The organism is Mycobacterium sp. IDUB_21, assembly GCF_055419425.1.
This window is the reverse complement of sequence record NZ_JBVAXQ010000003.1, coordinates 307978-325094: the sequence shown is the minus strand read 5'-3', so window position 1 is coordinate 325094 and position 17117 is coordinate 307978. Positions and strand designations below refer to the sequence as shown.

General features: G+C 67.6%; 17 protein-coding genes and 1 other RNA gene. 6 read left to right on the top strand and 12 right to left on the bottom strand.

What is annotated here, in order from left to right:
- Nucleotides 1-33 precede the first annotated feature (33 nt).
- Both ACZYY4_RS06840 and ACZYY4_RS06835 read right to left on the bottom strand, forming a co-directional pair.
- The gene (locus ACZYY4_RS06840; RefSeq protein ID WP_463808870.1) at nucleotides 34-1584 is read right to left on the bottom strand and encodes a PucR family transcriptional regulator; all 1551 of its coding nucleotides are present in this window, start codon (nucleotides 1582-1584) and stop codon (nucleotides 34-36) included.
- Entirely contained in the window at nucleotides 1466-2818 is a 1353-nt protein-coding gene (locus tag ACZYY4_RS06835) for an MFS transporter (RefSeq protein ID WP_463808868.1), read from the bottom strand. Before ACZYY4_RS06835 ends, ACZYY4_RS06840 begins: the two co-directional genes overlap by 119 nt.
- Nucleotides 2819-2960: 142 nt before the next feature.
- On the opposite strand from ACZYY4_RS06835, the gene ACZYY4_RS06830 reads away from it, so the two are divergent.
- A complete protein-coding gene (locus ACZYY4_RS06830) occupies nucleotides 2961-3494 on the top strand; it encodes a hypothetical protein (RefSeq protein WP_463808866.1) in 534 nt (177 codons plus the stop codon).
- A gap of 22 nt (nucleotides 3495-3516) precedes the next feature.
- Here ACZYY4_RS06830 and ACZYY4_RS06825 read toward each other — a convergent pair whose 3' ends face one another.
- Nucleotides 3517-3885, bottom strand: coding sequence for a DUF488 domain-containing protein (locus ACZYY4_RS06825; RefSeq protein WP_463808865.1), 369 nt, complete (start codon nucleotides 3883-3885; stop codon nucleotides 3517-3519).
- A 236-nt stretch (nucleotides 3886-4121) separates the two neighbouring features.
- Between ACZYY4_RS06825 and ACZYY4_RS06820 the strand changes: the two genes are divergently transcribed.
- Nucleotides 4122-5477: a PPE domain-containing protein gene (locus ACZYY4_RS06820; RefSeq protein ID WP_463808864.1), complete on the top strand. Its 1356-nt coding sequence runs from the start codon at nucleotides 4122-4124 to the stop codon at nucleotides 5475-5477.
- A gap of 67 nt (nucleotides 5478-5544) precedes the next feature.
- Here ACZYY4_RS06820 and ssrA read toward each other — a convergent pair.
- From ssrA to prfB, 8 genes are all read right to left on the bottom strand, one after another.
- Nucleotides 5545-5936: a transfer-messenger RNA gene (gene ssrA / locus ACZYY4_RS06815) on the bottom strand.
- Between the two features lie 106 nt (nucleotides 5937-6042).
- A complete protein-coding gene (locus ACZYY4_RS06810) occupies nucleotides 6043-6888 on the bottom strand; it encodes a DMT family transporter (protein ID WP_463808990.1) in 846 nt (281 codons plus the stop codon).
- Nucleotides 6885-7388 carry an SsrA-binding protein SmpB gene (gene smpB, locus ACZYY4_RS06805; protein WP_463808863.1) on the bottom strand — a complete coding sequence of 168 codons (504 nt, stop codon included), beginning with the start codon at nucleotides 7386-7388 and terminating at the stop codon, nucleotides 6885-6887. The genes ACZYY4_RS06810 and smpB overlap by 4 nt, the downstream gene beginning before the upstream one ends.
- Before the next feature lie 2 nt (nucleotides 7389-7390).
- Nucleotides 7391-8284 (bottom strand): permease-like cell division protein FtsX, encoded by an 894-nt coding sequence (gene ftsX / locus ACZYY4_RS06800; RefSeq protein WP_463808862.1) that lies wholly within the window; start codon nucleotides 8282-8284, stop codon nucleotides 7391-7393.
- 1 nt (nucleotide 8285) lies between these two features.
- On the bottom strand, nucleotides 8286-8975 hold the full coding sequence (gene ftsE, locus ACZYY4_RS06795) for a cell division ATP-binding protein FtsE (protein WP_463808989.1): 690 nt from the start codon (nucleotides 8973-8975) through the stop codon (nucleotides 8286-8288).
- Nucleotides 8976-9025: 50 nt separating this feature from the next.
- Nucleotides 9026-9565, bottom strand: a complete 540-nt coding sequence (locus tag ACZYY4_RS06790; protein WP_463808860.1) for a hypothetical protein — start codon at nucleotides 9563-9565, stop codon at nucleotides 9026-9028.
- Nucleotides 9562-10464, bottom strand: a complete 903-nt coding sequence (locus tag ACZYY4_RS06785) for a mechanosensitive ion channel family protein (protein WP_463808858.1) — start codon at nucleotides 10462-10464, stop codon at nucleotides 9562-9564. Before ACZYY4_RS06785 ends, ACZYY4_RS06790 begins: the two co-directional genes overlap by 4 nt.
- A 4-nt stretch (nucleotides 10465-10468) precedes the next feature.
- A complete protein-coding gene (gene prfB, locus ACZYY4_RS06780; RefSeq protein WP_463808857.1) occupies nucleotides 10469-11575 on the bottom strand; it encodes a peptide chain release factor 2 in 1107 nt (368 codons plus the stop codon).
- A gap of 96 nt (nucleotides 11576-11671) precedes the next feature.
- On the opposite strand from prfB, the gene ACZYY4_RS06775 reads away from it, so the two are divergent.
- On the top strand, nucleotides 11672-13048 hold the full coding sequence (locus ACZYY4_RS06775; protein ID WP_463808856.1) for an FAD-dependent oxidoreductase: 1377 nt from the start codon (nucleotides 11672-11674) through the stop codon (nucleotides 13046-13048).
- Between the two features lie 25 nt (nucleotides 13049-13073).
- Here the strand turns inward: ACZYY4_RS06775 and ACZYY4_RS06770 are convergent, their stop codons facing one another.
- Nucleotides 13074-13391, bottom strand: a complete 318-nt coding sequence (locus ACZYY4_RS06770) for a hypothetical protein (RefSeq protein ID WP_463808855.1) — start codon at nucleotides 13389-13391, stop codon at nucleotides 13074-13076.
- Nucleotides 13392-13414: 23 nt separating this feature from the next.
- Between ACZYY4_RS06770 and hisN the strand changes: the two genes are divergently transcribed.
- From hisN to ACZYY4_RS06755, 3 genes are all read left to right on the top strand, one after another.
- The gene (hisN, locus tag ACZYY4_RS06765; protein ID WP_463808854.1) at nucleotides 13415-14227 is read left to right on the top strand and encodes a histidinol-phosphatase; all 813 of its coding nucleotides are present in this window, start codon (nucleotides 13415-13417) and stop codon (nucleotides 14225-14227) included.
- A gap of 116 nt (nucleotides 14228-14343) precedes the next feature.
- Nucleotides 14344-15747: an acyl-CoA dehydrogenase family protein gene (locus tag ACZYY4_RS06760; protein WP_463808853.1), complete on the top strand. Its 1404-nt coding sequence runs from the start codon at nucleotides 14344-14346 to the stop codon at nucleotides 15745-15747.
- A 44-nt stretch (nucleotides 15748-15791) separates the two neighbouring features.
- A complete protein-coding gene (locus tag ACZYY4_RS06755) occupies nucleotides 15792-17000 on the top strand; it encodes an acyl-CoA dehydrogenase family protein (RefSeq protein ID WP_463808852.1) in 1209 nt (402 codons plus the stop codon).
- Nucleotides 17001-17117: the final 117 nt, after the last annotated feature.

Sequence of the window (17117 nt, the reverse complement as noted above, 5' to 3'; positions counted from 1 at the left end):
CGGCCGGTTTGACCGAATCACACAACGATGACATCAGCCTTTGTCGAGAATCGACATGTCGCCGGCCGCCAGCTCGATCATCGCCGCGAATCGGGTGCGCGCATCGTCCAGGCCCAGCGGGGTCACCTCCGCCATCTTGCGCAACCGGTAACGCATGGTGTTCTCGTGTACGCCGAGCCGCTCGGCCGCTCGCGCCAGATCGCCCTGAGCGTCGAGCCAGGCCCGCAGTGTGGCCACATAGGGCGTGCCGTGCGCCGCGTCGTGATGGCGCAGTTCTGCAACGGGCCCACGAGCCGGCACCCGGCCGGATCGGGCCGCGGTGTAGAGCCGTCGTAGCACGATCTCGTCCCACGCCTCGTCGTAGGCCGGCGGCGCACCGTCGGGCGACCCGGCTTCGTGCAGCGCCAGGCACTCCTCGGCCTCCCGGCGCGCCGCGGCCAGTTCCGCAACGCCTGCGACCGCGCTGATCCCGGCCAGCACACTGGCCTGCTGCGGCAGTGCCGAGCGCAGCCCGCGCACCCACTGCCGGGCCTGCGCCGTGTCCTGCGCCGGCAGCACCGTGTAAACGGTGTTGGCGGCCAGTGCACTACGACCCGGACGCGACCAGCCGAATCCGGTGGTGACGGCCTCGAAGGCCAACAACAGCCCGGCATGCGGCTGGGTGGCGATCCGGGTCTGCACGGCGATCACCCGCAGCGGCGCCTGCGGCAGACCCAGCCGGGCAACCAGGGCGGCGGCGTCGGCACAATCAGTTCCACCGTCCAGCAGCCGAGTCACCCAGTCGGATTCGACCTGGCGTTCCAGGTCGGCACTGGCCCGTGACCGTAGTACGTGCAGTGCCACCGTGCGGGCGCCGTCGGACAGTGCGGTCAGCCGTCGGCCGTTCAAAGGAGCCGGGCAGGCCACCCACACCGCTCCCAGCGGCTCGCGGCCGGCCCGTACCGCCACCACCATCCGGCCGGTCAGCCCGTGCTCGGAGTCCGCAGCGACGAACAGCGGTTCATCGTGGCGATCCAAATGCGCTAGGACGCCGCGCTTTTCGAACAACTCCCGCAGCGGCCCGGCCTCCTGCCGGTTGAGGATCGTCGCCGAGCGCGCCGGATCGGCGTGCCGCTGGCCGCTCGAGTAGGCCAGTACCCGGCCCAGCTGGTCCTCCACGGTGACCGCTCCGCCGACAGCATCGGCGAGGCTGTCGGCCACCGCGAACAGATCCGTCGGGCCGCGACCGGATTCGGTCTCCCTGCCTTCAAGCACCAAGCCGTAGACGACAGCGGCCAGTTCGCTCCAGGACACCGCTGGATCCACCACCAGTACCGCCAGCGACTCGCCCTCACCGGCGAATGCGGTCTTGTCCTCGCCGTCGCGCACCAGCACGGCGACCGCCTTGGCGGCCACCGCCCAGCGCACCGCCTCCTTTACCGAGCGGGCGCCGACGGCCAGCAGGACGTCGCCGACGACGGCGCGCTCACCGGTCACCTCGTGCATCACGACGCTGCTCAGCCGCGTCGTCCGCGGGACGGAACAGAACCGGAGGCGAACCCCGTAGCTCCCCACTACGTTGACCAGCCGGTCCAGCGTCACCATCAACCGAGCCTAGCCACGTCGCGCCGGTGATCTCGCCGATCGGGGCGCGCGCCCGAGTCTCCGGCGCCAGTACCCAGCCCACGGCCGCCACCAGCAGGACGCCGCCGCTGATCATGAACCCCCACTCGAACGACAGTCGTTGGGCGATCTGTCCGACCACCAGTGAGCCGACGATCGACCCGAGGTCGGCCATCATCTGATAGGTCGCCACCGCGGTCCCGGCCCGGGCCTGGCTCCCGACCAGGTCGGCGATGACAGCCTGCTGCGGCGCACCGTACATACCCGAGGCCACCCCTGCCAGATACGCTGCGGCCAGGAACATCGGCAGCGACGAGCTCGCACCGAGCAGTATCGTCGCGACACCGGACACCGCTACGCCGATGATGAGCGGGCCGCGCCGGCCGATCCGGTCGGACAGATGGCCGCTGGGCAGCACCGCGCAGACATTGCCGATCCCGATCGTCGCCAGCGCCAGACCGGCGACGGCGGGTCCGCGACCCAGGATCTCGGTGACGAACAACGGCACCAACGCGACCCGCAATCCGAACACCGACCAGCCGGTGGCGAAGTTCGACAACAGCGCCGACCGATACGCGCGATGGGCCAGCGCCGCTCGCACCGACACCGTGGGCCCCGACGAGTCGGCCGGTTCGGCAAGGTGCGAGTTGCGCAGGCTGACGAACACCCCGGTGGCCGCCACCAGCAGCACCGAACCGTAGAACAAGAACGGCGCACTCAGACCGAAACCCGCTGTCAGACTGCCCAATACCGGACCGCCCACCGTGCCCAGCAGGAACGCGGTCGCGAACATTCCGGCAACGCGCCCGCGAGCATCCGCCGGGCTGATCCGGATCATCAGCCCCACCGCGGCGATGAAGAACATAGTCGATCCGACACCGCCGAGCGCGCGGAAAATCAGGAGCTGCCAATAGGTCTGGACGAAGGCACAAGCGGTAGTCGACACCGAGACGATCAACAGTCCGGTCACATAGACCCGGCGCTCCCCCAGTCGCTGAACCAGCAACCCGCTCACCGGGGCGAAGCACAGCCGCGTCAGCGCAAACGCGGTGATGAGGAACGTGGTCGCGGAGATACTCACCCCGAAATGACGGGCATAGACCGGCAGTACCGGCGACACCACCCCGTAGCCCAGCGCGATCAAGAAGTTCGCGGCGAGCAAGACTCCGACCTCCCGCGGCAGCCGCGTCCGGGCGGCCGAAGAGTCGGAGGTCACCCGACAACTTTAGTCATCGGTTCGGCTGGGCCTGCAGACCGCGTTAGGGATCGCTGTGCGCCGGGTCATTGTCGCGCCCCGGTAATCTCAAGCCCGGAGGCCTGATCATGATGAATAGCCGCGGCGACGGCGAGACCCGGCGATGAGCAACGTCATCGGTCCGGCCCGCAGCGCCGACCCGGACGACCCATCGCAGCGGCCGACGCTGTTGCGACTGTGGGATCAGCGGGCCGCATTCAAACCATTCGCCGTCGCCGGCGCCACCGCGGTCGTGGCCGGGGGTGCACTGGCCGCCGCCATCGCCGCGCCGTCACCGACCCGCCACGGCGTCTGGGCGGTCGCCTACCTGGTGCTGGTGCTGGGCGTCGGCCAACTGGTACTCGGTGCGGGCCAGGCACTACTGGCGGCCGAGCCGCTGACACCGGGCCTGGCCACGGCCGCTGCCGCTGCGTTCAACGTCTCCGGGGTAGCGATAGTGCTCGGTGTCGTCACCGACCGCATCGTGGTGTTCGACGCGGGTGCCGCGCTGCTGTTGGCGGTGCTGGCATGGTTGTTCTACGTCGTCCGGCGCGGTGCGCGACCCGGCTGGACCCTGGTGGCCTACCGACTGTTCATCGCGGCGCTGATCGTGAGCATCCCGATCGGAATGCTGATCACCACCGCGGGTCGCGGCTAGCTCGCGGGCCCGGCCCGGGGCCTCAGTGCTGGGTGAGCAGCTTGGCCAGCACCGCCGCCTGACTGCCGTCCAGATCGCGGGTCGCAGTCACCAGGGTGACGGTTTTCTTGCCGCGGGTCAGCTCACGCAAGCCCTCAAACGCGGCAGCGCCCTGCGGGGTCCGTAGCTCGTCTTTGTAGCGGGCGACGAACTCATCGAAACGCTCCGGCTGATGGTCGTACCAACTGCGGAGCTCCCGCGACGGTGCCGCGTCCTTGAACCAATGCCCTACCCGCGGGTCGTCCTTGCGGAATCCCCGCGGCCAGACCCGGTCGACAAGAATCCGCTCCCCGTCTTCTGCATGGAGTTCGTCGTAGACGCGGGCCACCCGGATCGCGGTTTTCGGGGTCATACCCCAGGATATCGCCGGCTCACAGGTCGTTGAGGCGTGCTATGCGGTCAGTCACTTCGGGCAGCGACGACCTTCAAAGTTAGCTTAGGCAATGCTATCTTGATGATATGTGTCAAGTCCCGTTTCGCGGACTGCAGTATCTTCACGCGGACAGCGGCAAGGCCGGTGCGCTGATCGCGCCGGCTGACCGAACGGCCGGCGCCGATGACTTCGGCACGCGGCGACGATAGGCGCCGATGGCCTCGATCTGGATAGCAGCCCCACCGGAGGTGCATTCCGCGCTGCTGGGCCATGGGCCCGGCCCGGGCGCGCTGCTGACCGCCGCGGGCGCCTGGTCGGCGCTGAGCGCCGAGTACTCGGCCGTGGGCGCAGAGCTCGTCATGCTGCTCGGTGCCACCCGGTCGTCGGCCTGGCGGGGCGCGAGCGCCGACGGCTACGTCGCAGCGCACGCGCCGTACCTCAACTGGTTGACCCGGGCCAGCACCGACAGCGCCCGCGCCGCCGCGCAACACGAAGTCGCGGCAGCCGCCTACAGCACCGCCCTGGCCACCATGCCCACCCTGGCGGAGTTGGCACTCAACCACACCGTCCACGGCGTATTGACCGCCACGAATTTCTTCGGCATCAACACCATCCCGATCGCGCTCAACGAGGCCGACTACGCCCGCATGTGGGTCCAGGCCGCCACCGTGATGGCGACCTACGACGCGGTGTCGGGCGCAGCCGTGGCGTCGCTGCCCGGCACCGAGCCGGCGCCACCGATACTGGCCGCCGACACCAGTACCGGCGGCGACCCGGAACCGACCGACCCGATCGACGAGGCGAATCGCTGGTTCTGGTTCTGGTTCTGGAACATCGTCTTCTGGTCGAATGTCCTGCACCTCGTGACGATTGCGGTGCGGATCCCGATCTTCCTACCGCTGTTCATCTCCGCCATCAACGAATTGATCGCGTCGATGCAGCCGCAGCCGGAGCCGGCAGTCGCCGAAGCCGTGGTAGCGCCCACCCCCGGCCCGTTCCGCCTGGCCGTACCGCAGGCCGCCCCGAGGTCCGCAGATCATCCCGTCGCGATGGGTTTCGGCATCGGTCCCGGCATCGCCGGATCGGCGGCTACCACCGCCGGCCCGGCGGGCCCGGCCACCGCGGGCGCGCCGCTGCCGATGAGCGGCGCCGAGATGTTGGGCTACCTGGTCTCCGGGGGCTACGCCGAAGACTTCGGGCCCACCCTGATCGACCGGGACCGGGCCAGCGCACCGGCTTCCGGTCTCGCGGCCGCCAGCGCGACCAAGGCGCCGTCGGCGCGGGCGCCGTTGCGGTCACGGAAGCGCCGGCGAACGGCGATGAAGGAATACGCCGACGCCACGCTGGTGATGGATGCCCAGATGATGGACCCGCCCGTCGACCCGGCGATGGCCGGCTCGGCAACCGGCGCCGGGCCGCTGGGGTTCACCGGAACAGCACGGCGAACCGCTGCCCGGTCGACGGGCCTGATCCGAATGCGCGATCACGCGTTCCGGGCCGGCCCGGTGGTGCCGCTGCTGCCCGAGACCTGGGAGCGTGCCGAAGAAGAGGAGGAAGAAGTTCAAGACTGACGTCTGCTCGGCCCAGAACCAGAAACGGAAAGCCGGCCAGAGCTTGTCGCTCTGACCGGCTACCTCGATGTGGAGCTGCCGGGAATCGAACCCGGGTCCTACGGCATTCCCTCAAGACTTCTCCGTGCGCAGTTCGCTATGTCTCTACTCGGATCTCCCGGTCACGCGAACAAGCCGAGATGACGATCCCAGTCGCTGTTGATGTCCCGATAAATCCCGCGACCGGACGTATCGGTTGATCCCTCTAGTCGATGCCAGGGTCCGGGCCGAGGGAACTCCCGGTCTGACAGGCTCACCGTCGCTTAGGCAGCGAGGGCGAAGTCGCTCTGAAGAGCGACCTTTGCCGGAGTAAGTGCAACCTTGGCGCTTACTTGGTTACAGCGACGCTTACGGTGGTCTCCTGCCTGCACCGGCACGCTTCCCTTGATTCGACACACGCAGTCGAAACCTTTCAGCCCCCTGTCCTTGATCTTTGTGCTTTTCCCGCCATTTCGACGAGACAACTCATGGTACCGGTCTGCAACGACAGGCCGCGACATTTTCTTCCCGGCGTCCCGCGACACCGCTACCCGCCGGTGATCATCGCCACCGCGACCACCGCCGCAACCATGCCGACCACCTGCCAGAGATGCACCCGCTCGCGCAGCACCGCGATGGCCAGCAGCACGGTGACCACCGGGAACAGCGAGATCAGCATGCCACCCAGCGCCAGCGACGAATTCCGCAGCGCCAGCAGCATGGCGACGTTCGCACCGATATCCATCATCCCGGCGGTCAGCGACAGCTTCATCGGCGTTCCTGACGGCAGCCGCAGCTCACGAGCGGCGGCCGCGATGATGATGACCACCACCGTGGCCGCCAACCTGGCAAACATCAGCGGCCACAACACGGACTCGACCGGCGCCTTCTCGATGAACACGAAGTTCAGCCCGAATCCCACTCCGGCGCCGATGGTCAGCCACGCCACCTTCGGGGTGAACCGGTGCGGTGTTACGTCCTCGTCGGTGACTTCCCGGCTCACCAGGACCACCGCCACCAGCGCCAGCACGATGCCGACGCTGACGACTAAGCCGGGCCGCTCACCTCGGATCAGGCCGACCGTGACCGGTACCCCGGCTGTCACGACAGCGGACAGCGGCGAAACCACCGAGATGGGGCCGGATCTCAGTGCCGCGTAGAACCACCAACTGGCCACCCCCAGCGCCAGACCGCAGGCCGAACCCCAACCGACAGCGCCCGGATGGATCGGTCCACCGGTCCCCACCGCGATCGCCGTCAGTCCTACCAGCGCCAGCGGGGTGGAGACCAGCAGCACCCGCAGCGGCGAGACCCGCCGGGACGCGAGGCCGCCGACGAAGTCGCCCATTCCGAAGCCGGCCGCCGATACCAGCGCCAGCCCCGTACCGATCAGGTCATACCCTTGGCGCGTCGTCCCAGCGCGCGGGTGACTTCGCGCTGCGCGTCGCGGCGGGCCAGATCCTGCCGTTTGTCATGGGCCTGCTTGCCGCGGGCAAGCGCCAGTTCGACTTTCACCTTGCCCTCGGTGAAGTACACCGACAGCGGAACCAGGGTGAGGTTGCCGTCGCGGATCTTGCCGATCAGCATGTCGATCTGGCGTCGGTGCAGCAGCAGCTTGCGGGTGCGCCGCGGTTCGTGGTTGGTCCAGGTGCCGTGGTGGTACTCGGGGATGTGCATGTTGCGCAGCCACACCTCGCCGTCGTCGACGGTGGCGAACGCGTCAACCAGTGAGGCTTGACCGGCCCGCAGGCTCTTGACCTCGGTGCCCAGCAGCGCCACTCCGGTCTCGTACACGTCGAGAATGGAATAGTTGTGCCGTGCTTTGCGATTCGACGCAACGATCTGTTTGGCGGGCTGCTTCTTGGCGTCCTTGCCCGCCGGCTTCTTGGCCACCGCTATCGCCGAACGTACAGACGAAGCGTCGCGTACGCCGTCGCCCCGGCCATCGCTGCACCCAGCAACAGCAGGATCGGTGAGATGTAGAGGATGTCGGCATAGTCGATACGGGCGATCAGATGTGCTTGGTAGAACTGGCTGAGCGCGTTGTCGAGGAACAGCGCCCGCACCACGATCAACCCGACGATCGCGATGATGACGCCGACGGTCGCGGCCAGCACCGCCTCCACCAGGAACGGCAACTGGGTGTACCAACGACTGGCCCCCACCAGGCGCATGATCGACACCTCGGTGCGTCGGGTGTAGGCGGCAACCTGAACCATGTTTGCGATCAACAACACCGCCCCGACCGCCTGCACCAGGGCGATGGCAAACGCGACGCTGGAAAGTCCGTCGAGCACGGCGAACAGCCGGTCGATCAGCTTCTTCTGGTTGAGCACGCTGAGCACACCGGGCTGGTCGACCATCGCGGCGTCGAAATCCTTGCTCTGTTCAGGGTTGTCCAACTTGACGATGAACGACGCCGGGAAGGAATCCTTGCTCGCCACATCTTTGAACTCCGGGAACTTGCGGATCGCGTCGGCGTAGGCGTCGTCGGAGTTGAGGTAGCGCACCGACTTCACGTCGTCGCGGCCCTCGATGCGCTCCCGCAGCGCCTTGCAGGCCGGCGCTTCGCAGTTCGGGTCATCGGCTGCGACATCGGTGTTCAAGAACACCTGCGACTCGACCCGGTCCAGGTAGATGTTTCGGGACTGGTCGGCCAGCCGCACCACCAGCAGGCCACCGCCGAAGAGGCCGATCGAGATCGCGGTGGTGAGGATCATCGCCACCGTCATGGTGACGTTGCGGCGCAGGCCGGTCAGGACCTCGTTGAACAGGAAACCAAAACGCACGTCAGCGATCCATTCCGTAGACACCGCGCTGTTCGTCGCGCACCAGCCGTCCCAGCGACAGCTCGACGACACGTTGACGCATCGAGTCGACGATGTGGTGGTCATGGGTCGCCATCAGCACGGTGGTCCCGGTGCGGTTGATCCGCTCCAGCAGATCCATGATGTCCTCACTGGTATCCGGGTCGAGGTTTCCGGTCGGCTCGTCGGCCAGCAGCACCAGCGGCCGGTTGACGAAAGCGCGCGCGATCGCCACCCGCTGCTGCTCGCCGCCGGACAGTTCGCCGGGCAGTCGGTTGGCTTTGCCGGACAACCCGACCATCTCCAGCACCTCGGGGACCACCCGGTTGATCATCTCCGGCTTCTTGCCGATGACCTCGAGGGCGAACGCGACGTTCTCGAACACCGTTTTCTGCTGCAGCAGCCGGAAGTCCTGGAACACGCATCCGAGGATCTGACGCAGACTCGGGATGTGGCGGCCGGGCAGCTTGTTGACGTGGAACTTCGACACCTGGATGTCGCCTTTGGTGGGTGTCTCCTCGGCCAGCAGCAGTCGCATGAACGTCGACTTGCCCGAACCGGACGGTCCGATCAGAAAAACGAACTCACCCTTGTCGATTTTGACGTTCACGTTGTCCAGGGCCGGGCGGGCCGATGATTTGTACTGCTTGGTGACATGGTCGAGCGTGATCATCACGGCACGCAGTTTAGCCGTGCGGCATGCCGCACCCGGTCAGGCCACGTCTACGGCGCCGCGGGATGCGACGTCACCGCTCCGGGCCGGGCGGGCACTGCGGGGCTGCCGGGCTGGCCGGGAAGCTGCGGAGCGCCCGGAGCTGCCGGGGATTGCGGCGACCCCGGTGCCGGGCTCGCACCGGGCTGCTCCGGCGGAGCCGGGGCCGGCGGGGGACACAGCGGCGGGCAGAACGGGAATCCCGGCGTCGGGGTCGGCGGTTCCCCGGGCGGCGGCTCTGTCGGGCCGGTCGTCTCGGTGGTGGTCGGCGGCGTGGGGGTCTCGGTGACGGTCACCGGTGGCTGCTGCAACCTGGTTCGCGGCACCCAGGTATAGGCCGGGTCGGGGATGAAGCCGGGCGGCACCACCTGCGGCGCAGCCGGCGGCGTCGGCTCTGTGCGGTAGGTGCCGTAGACCCACCACACCGCGGCGAACGCGACGATCAACACCACGGTGGAGGTGCGGATCCGACCGTTGAGCAGATACTCCGGCCAGCGGCGGGCCGAATCACCCGAGCCGGCGGCATCCGGTTTGGACAGCCTGAACCTCACGGTGTCTGCACCGGCTTCAACTCGCCGGCGGTGACGACACCGGCCGACGCCAGCGCCCGCACCACCTGAATGCGCAGCCGGCGTCCCACCTCGAACTGCTTGCCGGGCAGGGTGCGGGCCACCATCCGCAAATTGACGACGCCTAGCTCGATGCTCTCCACCCCCATGATCGACGGCTGATCCAACAGCAGGTCACGCAGCGGAGCGTCGGACTCGCGCGCGTTCTCACACACCTGGTGCAGCACCTCATTCACCTTGCTCAAGTCGGCGCTGGTCGGGACCGGGATGTCGACGACGGCGCGCGCCCAGTCCTTGGACAGGTTCAGTGACCGGACGATATTGCCGTTGGGAACGGTGAACACCTCTCCGTCGGCGGTGCGCAATTTGGTCACCCGCAGCGTCACGTCCTCGACGGTACCCAGTGCCTCCACCGACGCCCCGATCATGCTCAGCTGCACCAGATCGCCGAAGCCGTACTGCTTTTCGGTGATGATGAAGAATCCGCTGAGCAGGTCCTGGACCAGTTTCTGCGCCCCGAAACCGATCGCGCCACCGATCACCGCGGCCGGACCCACCAGCGATCCGACCGGGATGTCGAGAATGCCGGTGATCTGGACGGCCACCACCACGCACAGCATGACCACCGACACCCAGGAGATCACCGAGGCCACCGCCTGCCGGTGCTTAGAGGCCTCCGAGCGCACCAGCGCGTCACTGGTTTGGAAGCCGCTCTCCAGCCGACTGGTGACCCGGCGCGCCGCCCAGGTGATGAACCGCGATGCCAGCGCCGCGCCGAGCAGCAGCAGGACGATCCGCAATCCCTTGGTGATGACCCACTCGCCGATCTCACCGCGCCACACGTCGTGCCAGCGCTGTCCGGGCGAGAAGGCCAAGATCATCAGTTCAGTCGCCTTCCGGCCTGTTGCGCCACCGGATTCCGGCTTCCAGGAAGCCGTCGATGTCACCGTCGAGCACCGCAGCCGGGTTGCCGACCTCGTACTCGGTGCGCAGGTCCTTGACCATCTGGTAGGGGTGCAGCACGTAGGAGCGCATCTGGTTGCCCCACGAGCTGCCGCCGTCGCCCTTGAGTGCGTCCATCTCGGCGCGCTCCTCTAACCGCTTGCGTTCCATCAGCTTCGCCTGCAGCACCCGCATCGCCGACACCTTGTTCTGCAACTGCGACTTCTCGTTCTGACAGGTGACGACGACCCCGGTCGGGATGTGGGTGAGCCGCACCGCCGAGTCGGTGGTGTTGACCGACTGCCCGCCCGGCCCGCTGGAGCGGTAGACGTCGACGCGGACATCGCCCTCGGGGATGTCGATGTGGTCGGTGGTCTCCACCACCGGCAGCACCTCAACCTCGGCAAACGACGTCTGCCGGCGCCCCTGGTTGTCGAAGGGGCTGATCCGCACCAGTCGGTGGGTGCCCTGCTCCACCGAGAGCGTGCCGTAGGCGAACGGGGCATGCACCGCGAATGTCGCGCTCTTGATCCCGGCCTCTTCGGCGTAGGAGGTGTCGAACACCTCGACGCCGTACTTGTGCTGCTCGGCCCAGCGGATGTACATCCGCATCAGCATCTCGGCCCAGTCCGCGGCGTCCACGCCGCCCGCCCCGGAGCGGATGGTGACCAGCGCCTCGCGTTCGTCGTACTCGCCGGACAGCAGCGTGCGCACCTCCATGGCGTCGATGTCCTCGCGCAGTTTGGCCAGTTCGGCGTCGGCCTCGGCGACCTCCTCCGCACCACCTTCCTCGGCGGCCAGTTCGTACAGAACAGGAAGGTCGTCGACGCGCTGGCGCAGGTCCTCCACCCGGCGCAGCTCCGCCTGGGCGTGCGACAACTCGCTGGTCACCCGCTGGGCACGGGTCTGGTCGTCCCACAGGTTCGGGTCGGAGGCCTCGTGTTCGAGTTTGTCGATGCGAGTGCGCAGGCCGTCGACGTCTAGGACCCGCTCCACCGTGGTCAAGGTGGCGTCCAGGGCGGCGATGTCGGGCTGACGGTCAGGTTCCACGTTTATCGAGGTTACCGGCGGCCCTCGGGGATCGACCTCTAGCATCGGTGATAAGCCGGTGCATGCACGACTTCCGATAGGAAAGAAGGTTCGAGGATGCGGCCCTACCACGTCGCGATCGTCGGCTCCGGCCCATCCGGGTACTTTGCCGCGGCCTCCCTGCTCAAGCTGGCGGCGGGCGGTGAGGTCGACGTGCGCGTCGACATGCTGGAGATGCTGCCGACGCCCTGGGGTCTGGTGCGCTCCGGTGTGGCACCGGATCACCCGAAGATCAAGTCGATCAGCGCGCAGTTCGAGAAGACCGCCGCCGATCCCCGATTCCGGTTCTTCGGCAACATCGCCGTCGGCGATCACGTACAGCCCGCGGAACTCGCCGAACGCTACGACGCGGTGATCTATGCCGTGGGCGCCCAGTCCGACCGGCACCTCGGTATCCCGGGCGAAGACCTGCCCGGCAGCGTCGCCGCCGTCGACTTCGTCGGCTGGTACAACGCCCATCCGCATTTCCGGGACCGAACGCCCGACCTGAAATGCGACCGGGCGGTTGTCATCGGCAACGGCAACGTGGCACTGGACGTGGCCCGCATCCTGGTCACCGATCCCGATGAACTGCGCAGCACCGACATCGCCGACCACGCACTGGAGCTGCTCGATCCGCGAGGTGTGCGCGAGGTGCTGATCATCGGCCGGCGCGGTCCGCTGCAGGCCACCTTCTCCAGCCCGGAGCTGCGGGAATTGGGTGACCTCAAGGGCTTGTCGGACGTCGACGTGGTAGTCGACCCGGCCGACTTCGACCAGATCTCCGACGCCGACCTCGAGGCGGCGTCCAAGCATGCCAAGACCAACGTCAAGGTGATGCGCAACTACGTGGGACGCGAGACCCACCCGGGCCGCCGCCGAATCGTGTTCCGGTTCGCCACCTCTCCGATCGAGATCCGCGGCGACGGCCGGGTCGAGGAGATCGTGCTGGGCCGCAACGAGCTGGTGACCGATGAAGACGGCCGGGTCAGTGCCAAGGACACCGGGGAACGCGAGGTACTGAGCGCCCAACTGGTGGTGCGCTCGGTCGGCTACCGGGGAGTGCCGACACCGGGCCTGCCGTTCGACGAGCGCAGCTGCACCATCCCGCACGCCGACGGCCGTATCGAGGGCACCCGCAATCAGTACGTGGTCGGTTGGATCAAGCGCGGGCCGTCCGGGGTGATCGGCTCCAACAAGAGCGACTCGCAGGCCACCGTCGACACGCTGGCCGCCGACCTGGCCTCCCGAGCAGCAGAAGCCGAGCTTCCCGACCTCGACGCAGACTACGGCGCGCAACTACAGAAGTGGCTGCTGTCGCGGCAGCCCGAGCTGGTCACCGACGAGCACTGGCAGTTGATCGACGCCCATGAGCGGTCCTCCGGGGCGTCGCACGGCCGACCGCGGGTCAAGCTGGTCGACGTCGCCGAGATGCTGCGGCTCGGGCGCGGCTGAGCCGGCCGCTGCGCCGCACGGCGGCTCAGACCGGGCGGGTCAGATTCCAGTTGTCGGGGTTACGCGGCGAGTACACCACCGGCAGCAGATCGCCAATGCTCGGCCAGTTGGCGACGTCGACAGCGAGTCGCTGGTAGACCTCGTGCTCGGCCAACGTGGGCCCGTTGATGACGCCGGTGATCGTGACGTACTGCACCCCGATGGCGTCGGGCCGGGGACTGACTCCGGTGACCAGCAAAGTCCCGTCCTGTGCCCGGCCGCCCGGGCCCGGCCGGAAGAACCGCGGAGCCAAGAACACCGCCAGGATCGCCAGCAGCAACAGCAGTGCCCACATCTCCCACATCAGGCCATGGTAGGACTTCAGCCATGGCGCAGATCAACGACAATCTCGACCCCGATCTCCATGAAGACCTGACTCTGGCGTTGGCCCTGGCCGACCGGGCGGATTCGATCACCCTGGCGCGGTTCGGTGCGCTTGACCTGCGGGTGGACACCAAGCCCGACCTCACCCCGGTCACCGATGCCGACCAGGCGGTCGAAACGGCTCTGCGTGAGACGCTGGCCGCCGATCGGGCCGCGGATGAGATCCTCGGTGAAGAGTTCGGCGGCACAACGTCTTTCAGCGGCCGCCAGTGGATCATCGATCCGATCGACGGCACCAAGAACTTCGTGCGGGGGGTCCCGGTCTGGGCCACCCTGATCGCGTTGCTCGAAGACGGCGTGCCGATCCTCGGGGTCATCAGCGCGCCGTCACTGCACCGGCGCTGGTGGGCGGCGCGCGGCCAGGGCGCGTTCGGCTCGGTGGGCGACGCCCCGGCACGACGGCTGTCGGTCTCCGCGGTGGGCGACCTGGGCTCGGCCAGCCTGTCGTTCGCCGGGCTGACGACATGGGTTCACCGTGGCCTGCGGGAGCAGTTCCTCGATCTGACCGAGCAAGTGTGGCGGGCCCGCTCCTACGGCGATTTCTGGGCGTACTGCTTGGTCGCGGAGGGCGCTGTGGACGCAGCCATCGAGCCGGCGGTCTCGGTGTGGGATCTGGCCGCCGTCGACATCCTGGTGCGCGAGGCCGGTGGCGTGTTCACCGACTTATCCGGCAACCCGGGCCCGCACGGCAACTGTGCCGTGGCTGCCAACCCCGCCCTGCACCAGCACGTCCTGACCGCCCTGACCGTGGAGTAGTCGGCCGCCCGGCCAGGGAGTCGGCTGAGGACTTCGTCACATCTTACTGTCGAGTCATCTTACTTCGGAGTAAGGTGGTCTCACCGAATACTCTTTCCTTTCAGTGAGGCTCTGACATGACTGACACTGCATCCGTGGCCCACGGCTCCAAGGACGGACGGTCCGGCCGATCGAGTGCCATCGGGCTGGAGAAGCCGAAGCGCACTCCTATCGCAACCGCCCTGGCGCTGGTCACTCCCCTGGTCAGCCGGGAGTTCCTGGACCGGCATAACCTGCGCAATCCGCTCAACCGCACCCTGAACTACGGGGTCAAGGCGGTGTTCTCGGCGGCCGCGGCGACCGGCCGCGAGTTCAAGCGGGTCCAGACCCTGGGCCGGGCTCCCACCCGGCTGAAGGCGAGCGGCAAAGACTACTTCGACCTGACCCCCGACGACGAGCAGAAGATGATCGTCGAGACCGTCGAGGAATTCGCCTCGGAGATTCTGCGCCCGGCCGCCCACGACGCCGACGAGGCCGCTGACTACCCGCACGAATTGATCGGCAGGGCCGCCGAACTGGGCATCACCGCGATCAACATCCCGGAGGACTTCGACGGGATCGCCGCGCACCGCTCCGCGATCACCAACGTGCTGGTCGCCGAGGCACTGGCCTACGGCGACATGGGCTTGGCGCTGCCGATCCTGGCGCCGGGCGGCGTGGCCGCCGCGTTGACCCACTGGGGCAGTGCCGACCAGCAGGCCACCTACCTGCCGGAGTTCGCCGGCGAGAACGTCCCCCAGGCGTGCGTGGCCATCACCGAACCGCATCCGCTGTTCGACCCCACCAACCTGAAGACCACCGCGGTGCGCACCCCCAGCGGCTACCGGTTGGACGGCGTCAAGTCCCTGGTCCCGGCGGCGGCGAGCGCCGAACTGTTCATCGTGGCCGCCCAACTGAACGGCAAACCGGCGCTGTTCATCGTGGAGTCCTCGGCCGAGGGCCTGACCGTCAAAGCCGACCCCAGCATGGGTATCCGCGCCGCGGCGCTGGGCCACATCGAGCTGAACAAGGTGTCGGTGCCGCTGAGCGCCCGCCTCGGTGAGGAGGAGGCCTCTGCCGCCGATTCCGCCCAGATCTACTCCGAAGCGATCGCGCTGTCCCGTCTGGGCTGGGCAGCACTGGCAGTCGGCACCAGCCACGCGGTGCTCGACTACGTGATGCCATACATCAAGGAGCGCCAGGCCTTCGGCGAGCCGATCGCCAACCGACAGTCGGTGGCGTTCATGTGCGCCAACATCGCCATCGAACTCGACGGGCTGCGCCTGATGGCCTGGCGGGGGGCGGCTCGTGCCGAGCAGGGCCTGCCGTTCATCCGGGAGGCCGCACTGGCCAAGCGGATCGCCACCGACAAAGGCATGCAGATCGGCCTGGACGGCGTGCAGCTGCTCGGTGGCCACGGTTACGTCAAGGAGCACCCGGTCGAACGCTGGTACCGCGACCTACGGGCCATCGGCGTCGCCGAAGGCGTCCTGGTCATCTGAGTCACTCAAGTCAGCCCTTCCGATAACGATCTGAAAGATCCGTCATGGCAATCAATTTGGAACTTCCCAAGAAGCTGCAGGCCGTCATCGAGATGACGCACGCCGGCGCCGCCGAGATATTGCGCCCGATCTCGCGCAAGTACGACCAGCGCGAGCACGCCTACCCGGTCGAACTCGACACGCTGGAGACCCTGTTCGACGGTGTGTCGAAGGCCGGCGGTAACGCGATGGCCGGAGCCGAGGCATTCCGCGAAACCGAGGGCAAAGAGGGCAACCGCAACGGCGCCAACATGGCCGCGCTGCTGCAGGTTCTCGAGATGAGCTGGGGCGACGTCGCTTTGATGTTGTCGGTCCCCTATCAGGGGCTGGGCAACGCCGCAATCTCCGGTGTGGCCACCGACGAACAGCTCACGCGGCTCGGCAAGGTGTGGGCGGCGATGGCGATCACCGAGCCGAGCTTCGGGTCCGACTCGGCCGCGGTGACCACGACGGCCACCCTGGACGGCGACGAGTACGTGATCAACGGCGAGAAGATCTTCGTCACCGCCGGCTCCCGGGCCACCCACATCGTGGTGTGGGCGACGCTGGACAAGTCGCTGGGCCGCGCGGCCATCAAGTCGTTCATCGTGCCGCGTGAACACCCCGGCGTCATCGTCGAGCGCCTGGAGCACAAGCTCGGCATCAAAGCCTCCGACACCGCGGTGATCCGGTTCGACAACGCCCGGATCCCCAAGGACTACCTGCTGGGCAGCCCGGAGATCAACACCGAGAAGAGCTTCTCGGGAGTCATGGAGACCTTCGACAACACCCGGCCGATCGTCGCGGCGATGGCGATCGGGGTGGCCCGTGCAGCTCTGGAGGAGCTGCGCCAGATTCTCACCGACGCCGGCGTGGACATCTCCTACGACAAGCCGGCCCACGCGCAAAGCGCACCGGCCGCCGAGTTCCTCCGGATGGAGGCCGACTGGGAGTCGGCGTACCTGCTGACGCTGCGCTCGGCATGGCAGGCCGACAACAACATCCCCAACTCCAAAGAGGCGTCGATGGGCAAGGCCAAGGCCGGCCGGATGGCCACCGACGTCACGCTCAAGACCGTCGAACTGGCCGGGACCACCGGCTACTCGGAGCAGACCCTGTTGGAGAAGTGGGGCCGCGACTCGAAGATCCTCGACATCTTCGAGGGCACCCAGCAGATTCAGCAGCTGGTGGTGGCCCGCCGACTGCTTGGCCTGTCGTCCTCCGAGCTCAAGTAGCCCCGCTCGTTCTTCACTCTCAAGGGTGCAGGTTTGTACGCGACGCCCCGCATGACGTGTACAAACATGCGAACCCTGACGCTTGCCCAGGCCCCGAACAAAAAGTAATGTTGCTTT